The organism is uncultured Methylibium sp., assembly GCF_902826655.1.
In the GTDB taxonomy this organism is placed as follows: Bacteria; Pseudomonadota; Gammaproteobacteria; order Burkholderiales; family Burkholderiaceae_C; genus Methylibium.
The window spans coordinates 71,496-78,160 of the sequence record NZ_CADEFR010000015.1 but is presented as its reverse complement, the minus strand read 5'-3'; the positions used below and the strand labels follow the sequence as shown (position 1 = coordinate 78,160).

The 6,665-nt window shown below is 69.1% G+C and carries 5 protein-coding genes; 3 read left to right on the top strand and 2 right to left on the bottom strand.

Annotated features, from left to right (window positions below):
* Window positions 1-136: 136 nt before the first annotated feature.
* Window positions 137-2,476 (top strand): DNA translocase FtsK, encoded by a 2,340-nt coding sequence (locus QZV97_RS08855; protein ID WP_295641305.1) that lies wholly within the window; start codon window positions 137-139, stop codon window positions 2,474-2,476.
* Window positions 2,473-3,087, top strand: a complete 615-nt coding sequence (gene lolA, locus QZV97_RS08850) for an outer membrane lipoprotein chaperone LolA (RefSeq protein ID WP_295641302.1) — start codon at window positions 2,473-2,475, stop codon at window positions 3,085-3,087. Before QZV97_RS08855 ends, lolA begins: the two co-directional genes overlap by 4 nt.
* A gap of 22 nt (window positions 3,088-3,109) precedes the next feature.
* Here the strand turns inward: lolA and QZV97_RS08845 are convergent, their stop codons facing one another.
* Window positions 3,110-4,648 carry a methyl-accepting chemotaxis protein gene (locus tag QZV97_RS08845; protein ID WP_295641300.1) on the bottom strand — a complete coding sequence of 513 codons (1,539 nt, stop codon included), beginning with the start codon at window positions 4,646-4,648 and terminating at the stop codon, window positions 3,110-3,112.
* A 67-nt stretch (window positions 4,649-4,715) separates the two neighbouring features.
* Entirely contained in the window at window positions 4,716-5,171 is a 456-nt protein-coding gene (locus QZV97_RS08840) for a cache domain-containing protein (protein WP_366558900.1), read from the bottom strand.
* 154 nt (window positions 5,172-5,325) lie between these two features.
* Here QZV97_RS08840 and QZV97_RS08835 point away from each other — a divergent pair, with 154 nt between their 5' ends.
* Complete coding sequence (locus QZV97_RS08835; RefSeq protein WP_295641298.1) at window positions 5,326-6,645, top strand: replication-associated recombination protein A; 1,320 nt, start codon at window positions 5,326-5,328, stop codon at window positions 6,643-6,645.
* Window positions 6,646-6,665 lie beyond the last annotated feature (20 nt).

Genomic DNA, 6,665 nt, shown 5'->3' with positions numbered 1-6,665 from the left:
GCCCATGAGCCGCATCCCGGCTGTGAGCAACCTCTTGGAACTCGACAGCTAGCGCGACGAAGCAGGCGCCGCGGATGCGGCGCCGGGTCAACAGTTCGAAACCGGGCACGCGGGCCCTTCGGCCACAATCCGCGGCATGAGTTTTCCGCTGGGTTCACTGGGAGCCGATGCCGGAGCGGTCGGCGGCGAGCCGACGGCGGTGTCGCGCTGGCGCCTGCAGTTCGCGGTGGTGTTCGGTGGTGTCCTGTGGTTGCTGGCCTTGCTGGCCTTGGCGACGCACAGCGGCAACGATCCGGCCTGGTCCACGTCCGGTCTCGGCAGCGAGACGAGCAACCGCGCCGGCGTCGTCGGCGCCTGGTTCTCCGACATCGCCTTCTTCGTCCTCGGTCACTCCGCGTGGTGGGGGCTGCTGATCGCGGCCCGGGCCTGGCTCAGTGCCCTGGCGCACTGGCTGCGCAGCGAGACGGCACCGGTGCGCGCCGATCCGCTGTCGGGCCGGCCGACCTGGCTGTTCTGGCTGGGCGTGATCCTGCTGGTTTCGGCCAGCTGCACGCTCGAGTCGACCCGCCTCTATCAATGGGAGGCGCGGCTACCCGGCAGTCACGCCGGCGGCGTGCTCGGCTACACGCTCGGGGCCTTCAGCGTCCGTGCGATCGGCTTTACCGGGTCGGGCGTGTTCTGGATCGCCGCGCTGGTGCTTGGCCTGCCGCTGGCCTTGCGCTTCTCGTGGGGGGTGGTCGCCGAGCGGATCGGTGCGGCGCTCGAGGGCTTGCGCGAGAAGCGGCAGGAGCGCATCGAACGGGCCGAGGACATCCGCCTCGGGGCACAGGCCCTGCGTGAGCGCGAGCATGTGGTCGAGATCGAGCGTGTGCAGCTCGACGACCACGCGCCGCTGGTGATCGAGGCCCCGGTGGTCGAGCTGCCTAAGAGCGAGCGCGTCGCGAAGGAGAAGCAGAAGCCGCTCTTCACCGAGCTGGCCGACACCAAGCTGCCGCAGGTCGATCTGCTGGATGCCGCACCGGGCCGCCTGGAGACGGTGACGCCCGAGTCGCTGGAGATGACCTCGCGGCTGATCGAGAAGAAGCTCAAGGACTTCGGCGTCGAGGTGCGGGTCGTGGCGGCGTCGCCCGGCCCGGTGATCACGCGCTACGAAATCGAGCCCGCCACCGGTGTGAAGGGCTCGCAGATCGTCGGCCTGGCCAAGGACCTGGCGCGCAGCCTCAGCTTGGTCAGCATCCGCGTCGTCGAGACCATCCCGGGCAAGAACTTCATGGCGCTCGAGCTGCCCAATGCCAAGCGCCAGACCATCCGCCTGGCCGAGATCCTGGGCTCGCAGGCCTACAACGACGCGCACTCGATGCTGACCATGGGCCTGGGCAAGGACATCGTCGGCGGGCCGGTCGTTGCCGACCTCGCGAAGATGCCGCATTGCCTGGTGGCAGGCACGACGGGAGCGGGCAAGTCGGTCGGCATCAACGCGATGATCCTCAGCCTGCTCTACAAGGCCGAGGCGCGCGACGTGCGGCTGATCCTGATCGACCCGAAGATGCTCGAGATGAGCGTCTACGAGGGCATTCCGCACCTGCTGTGCCCGGTCGTCACCGACATGAAGCAGGCCGCCAACGCGCTGAACTGGGGCGTCGGCGAGATGGAGCGGCGCTACAAGCTGATGAGCAAGCTCGGCGTGCGCAACCTCGCCGGCTACAACAAGAAGCTCGACGAGGCCGTGGCCAGGGGCGAGAAGCTGCCGAACCCCTTCAGCCTGACACCCGAGGCGCCCGAGCCGCTGGAGCGACTGCCGCATGTCGTGATCGTCATCGACGAGCTGGCCGACCTGATGATGGTGGTCGGCAAGAAGATCGAGGAGCTGATCGCGCGGCTGGCGCAGAAGGCGCGCGCCGCAGGCATCCACCTGATCCTCGCGACCCAGCGCCCGAGCGTGGACGTGATCACCGGCCTCATCAAGGCCAACATCCCGACGCGCATTGCCTTCCAGGTCAGCAGCAAGATCGATTCGCGCACGATCCTCGACCAGATGGGCGCCGAGGCGCTGCTGGGCATGGGCGACATGCTCTACATGGCCGCCGGGACCGGCCTGCCGATCCGCGTGCACGGCGCCTTCGTGAGCGACGAGGAAGTGCACCGCGTCGCTGACTACCTGCGCAGCCAGGGCGCGCCCAACTACATCGAGGGCATCCTCGAGGGCGGCACGCTCGACGACGAGAACGGCGCGGCCGGCGAGGGCGGGGCGGGCGGCGACGGCCAGGGTGGGGAGAGCGATCCGATGTACGACCAGGCGGTCGCGATCGTGCTGCAGCACAAGCGCGCGTCGATCTCGCTCGTACAAAGACATTTACGCATCGGCTACAACCGAGCTGCACGCCTGCTGGAACAAATGGAGCGATCCGGACTCGTATCCAGCATGGCCACCAACGGCAACCGCGACCTGCTGGTCCCGGTGCGCAACAACGAATGAGACGTCTCTTTCTGGCCGCGTTCGCTGCGCTGCTGGCCGCATCCGGTGCGGCGCGGGCCGACGCGGTCGACACGCTGAAGGCTTTCGTCACCGAGGTGAAGACCGGCCGCGCCGCCTTCACGCAGACGGTCACCTCGCCGGATGGCGCGAAGAAGAAGCAGTCTTCAGGGAGCTTCGAGTTCTCGCGACCGGACCGCTTCCGCTTCGCCTACCTCAAGCCCTACGAGCAGCTGATCGTCGGCGATGGCCAGAAGGTCTGGCTCCACGATGCCGATCTCAACCAGGTCACCGTGCGGCCTTTCGACCAGGCGCTCGGCAGCACGCCGGCCGCGCTGCTGGCCGGCGCGACGCTCGAACGCGACTTCGACCTCAAGGCGCTGCCCGACGAGGGTGGCCTGCAGTGGGCGCAGGCCGTTCCCAAGGCGAAGGAGACGGCGTTTCGCTCGCTGAAGGTCGGCTTCCGCGGGCCGCAACTCGCGGCGGTCGAGATCGTCGACGCCTTCGGTCAGCGTTCGCGGCTCGACTTCAGCCAGCTCGAGGCCAACGCAGCGCTGCGCGCCGAGCGTTTCCGCTTCACCCCGCCGCCCGGCACCGACGTGATCGCTCAATAGGCGGGCGGCACGCGCGCGCGGCTCAGCCGCCGTGCGCGAGCTTGAACACCGCGACCGCCTGCACCAGCTGCTGGGCCTGACCCCTGAGACTCTCGGCCGCTGCGGCCGATTGCTCGACCAGCGCCGCGTTCTGCTGCGTGCCCTGGTCCATCTGGGTGACCGCCTCGCCGACCTGGGCCACGCCGGCGCTCTGTTCGACGCTGGCCGTGCTGATCTCGCCGACGATGTCGGTCACGCGGCGAATCGCGCTCACCACCTCGTCCATCGTCGATCCGGCCTGGTCGACCAGGGCCGTGCCCTGCTCGACGCGCTCGACGCTGGCGATGATCAACGCCTTGATTTCCTTGGCCGCCTGCGCGCTGCGCTGCGCGAGGTTGCGCACCTCACCGGCCACGACCGCGAAGCCCCGGCCCTGTTCGCCGGCACGCGCGGCCTCGACCGCGGCATTCAGCGCCAGGATGTTGGTCTGGAAGGCGATGGCGTCGATCACGCCGATGATGTCGGCGATCTTCTTCGACGAATCGTTGATGTCCTTCATCGTGTCGACGACACGGCCGACGACCGCGCCGCCCTTGACCGCGACCTCGGTCGCGCCCATCGCCAGCTGGTTGGCCTGCTGCGCGTTGTCGGCGTTCTGACGCACGGTCGAGCCCAGCTCTTCCATCGACGCCGCAGTCTGCTGCAGCGACGAGGCCTGCTGCTCGGTGCGCATCGAGAGGTCGTTGTTGCCCGAGGCGATCTGGGCCGAGGCCGTGGCGACGCTTTCGGCGTTGCCGCGAACCTCGCCGACGAGCGCGGCGAGCCGCTGCTTCATGCCGGCCAGCGCCTGCAGCAACTGGGCGGTCTCGTCCCTGCCGCGGACCTGCAGCGGGACGGTCAGGTCGCCGCCGGCCATGTGCTCGGCCGCGTCGACCGCTTGCGCGATCGGCTGCACGATGCGGCGGGCGATCCACAGCGACAGCAGCACGATGGCCGCGGCAGCCAGCGTGCCGACGACGACCAGCACGAGCGTCGTGCGCCGGGCCTGGGCGGCAGCGGTGTCCGTGGCGGCCTCGACGCCGAGGTTCTCGCGCGCGACCTGCTCGTCGAGCTGCTTCGACAGGATCCGGTACTGCGCATCGGCGGACTGCATGGCCGCCGCGCCGGTGTTCACGTCCACCGAGGACAGGTCGATCGCGTCGTCGACCAGCTTGCGGTACTTCTTCAGCGTCGCCGACGTGGCGGCGAGGTTGGCGCGCTTGGCCTCGTCCGCGCCGGCGGCCAGCGTGTCCAGCAAGCTGGCGACGGCCGTCAGCTGGCCGGCGATCTTGTCCTGCTCGGTCTTGAGCTTGGCGGCGTCGAGGTTGGCGATCCAGGTCATCAACCGGTAGGTCGACGAATGACTCTCGGCGGCTTCGGTCCGCGCCTGCATGGCCAGCAGGTTGGCCGCGAACTGCTCGGTGCCGAGCGCCTGCATGGCGTGCTGCTGTTGCGACATGGCCCGGTAGGCCAGGCCGACGACGGCGACCAGCATCAGCACCGCGAGCAGCGGCGCCATCAGCATCTTCTGGCGTATCTTCACCTCGACCCCCTCGTTCGACGACCAGTACGGACGCGGGGCCGGCACCGGGCCGGCCGACGCGCGGTGATCACTTCTTGTAGATGCCGCCGCAGAGCACGGCGTCGTCGAGTCGCTCGCAGTACATCGACTTCGGCTCGACCTTCTTGCTCACCGGGTTGGTGAACTTGTAGTCCTGCCAGAACGAGGGCTTGGCCTTGCCGAGCTCGACGCGCTCGCGCACGAACTCCTTGCCGTCGACGTCCTTCAGATCGATCAGGTTCTTGCCGACCATCTTCTCGTTGGCGCCGTGCGCACGCACCGTGCCATCCAGCGCGTAGACGACCAGGTAGAGATCGCGATCGGTGAACTGGCCCTGCTTGTTGGTGATCTCGGCATAGACCTTGTCCTTGCCGTTGGCCTTGGCGAAGGCGACGCCCTTCTTGACCATGGTCGTTGCCTCGTCGGCGGTGGCGAACTCGCTCTTGGCCAGGGCAGCCGAGGCCATCAGGCCCAGCGCGGCGGCGGAAATCAGCGTACGGAACATTTCGGACTCCCCTTCAGCAATGGTGGATGCTTCGCGCCCACCCGCGCACCTGCGGGATCTGGCACTCGCTGGGGCAGTATCGGCAGTGGCCGGTGCGGGCTTGAGCCGAAAAGCGCCGCCGAAGCCCGGCAGTTCGCGCTGCCACAATCTCCCGATGGCTTCGCAAGCGCTGCCGTTCGACCCGCCCGACCGAACCCTGGACGAGGCCGCGCCCCTGGCCGAGCGCCTGCGCCCGCGCCTGCTGGACGAGGTCATCGGCCAGCCCCAGCTGCTGGGCGCGGGCAAGCCGTTGCGCGCTGCCTTCGCCTCCGGTCGGCCGCACTCGATGATCCTGTGGGGCCCGCCCGGCACCGGCAAGACCACGCTGGCGCGACTCATGGCCGAGGCCTTCGATGCGCAGTTCATCGCGATCTCGGCGGTGCTGGGCGGCGTCAAGGACATCCGCGAGGCGGTCGAGCAGGCCCGCGTCGCGCAGGGCCAGGGGCGGCGCACCATCGTCTTCGTCGACGAGGTGCACCGCTTCAACAAGGCGCAGCAGGATGCCTTCCTGCCGCACGTCGAGTCGGGGCTCTTCACCTTCATCGGTGCGACCACCGAGAACCCATCCTTCGAGGTCAACTCCGCGTTGCTGTCGCGTGCCACCGTGCACGTGCTGCGGCCGCTGGAAGAGCCCGATCTGGCCGAGCTGCTGGCGCGCGGCCGGGCGCTGATCGGCGGGCCGACCCTGGACGCGGCGGCGCAGCAGCGACTGATCGGCTATGCCGACGGCGATGCGCGGCGGCTGCTCAACACCTACGAGAACGTCGCCCGCATGGCCGGCCCGGTCGCGGCGATCGACGAGGCTTTCCTGGAGCAGTCGCTGGGCGAGCAGCTGCGCCGCTACGACAAGGGCGGCGACCAGTTCTACGACAGCATCTCGGCGCTGCACAAGAGCGTGCGCGGCTCCGATCCCGATGCGGCGCTGTACTGGTTCGTGCGGATGATCGATGGCGGCGTCGACGCGCGCTACGTCGCCCGCCGCCTGGTGCGCATGGCCAGCGAGGACATCGGCCTGGCCGATCCGCGTGCACTGCGGCTGGCGCTGGACGCGGCCGAGACCTACGAGCGCCTCGGCTCTCCCGAAGGCGAACTGACCCTGGCGCAGGCGGTCGTCTATCTGGCCGTCGCGCCCAAGAGCAACGCGCTGTACACCGCCTACAAGGCGGCGCGGGCCTTCGTCAAGCAGGACGGCAGCCGCCCGGTGCCCCTGCACCTGCGCAACGCGCCGACCGCGCTGATGAAGCAGCTCGACCACGGCAAGGACTATCGCTACGCGCACGACGAGGAGGGCGGATTCGCGGCCGGCGAGCGCTACCTGCCCGACGGCATCGACGAGCGCTTCTACGAGCCGGCGCCGCGGGGCCTGGAGCTCAAGATCGGCGAGAAGCTTGCGCAGCTGCGCGAGCTCAATGCGCAGGCGCGCAAGCCCGCCTGAACCGCTTCGGGCGGCCGTTG

What these genes read in the sequence shown, in the direction of transcription:
- QZV97_RS08855 (WP_295641305.1), top strand. Translation starts at nt 137, where the DNA reads ATGAGTTTTCCGCTGGGTTCACTGGGAGCCGATGCCGGAGCGGTCGGC.
- lolA (WP_295641302.1), top strand. Translation starts at nt 2,473, where the DNA reads ATGAGACGTCTCTTTCTGGCCGCGTTCGCTGCGCTGCTGGCCGCATCC.
- QZV97_RS08840 (WP_366558900.1), bottom strand. Translation starts at nt 5,171, where the DNA reads ATGTTCCGTACGCTGATTTCCGCCGCCGCGCTGGGCCTGATGGCCTCG.
- QZV97_RS08835 (WP_295641298.1), top strand. Translation starts at nt 5,326, where the DNA reads ATGGCTTCGCAAGCGCTGCCGTTCGACCCGCCCGACCGAACCCTGGAC.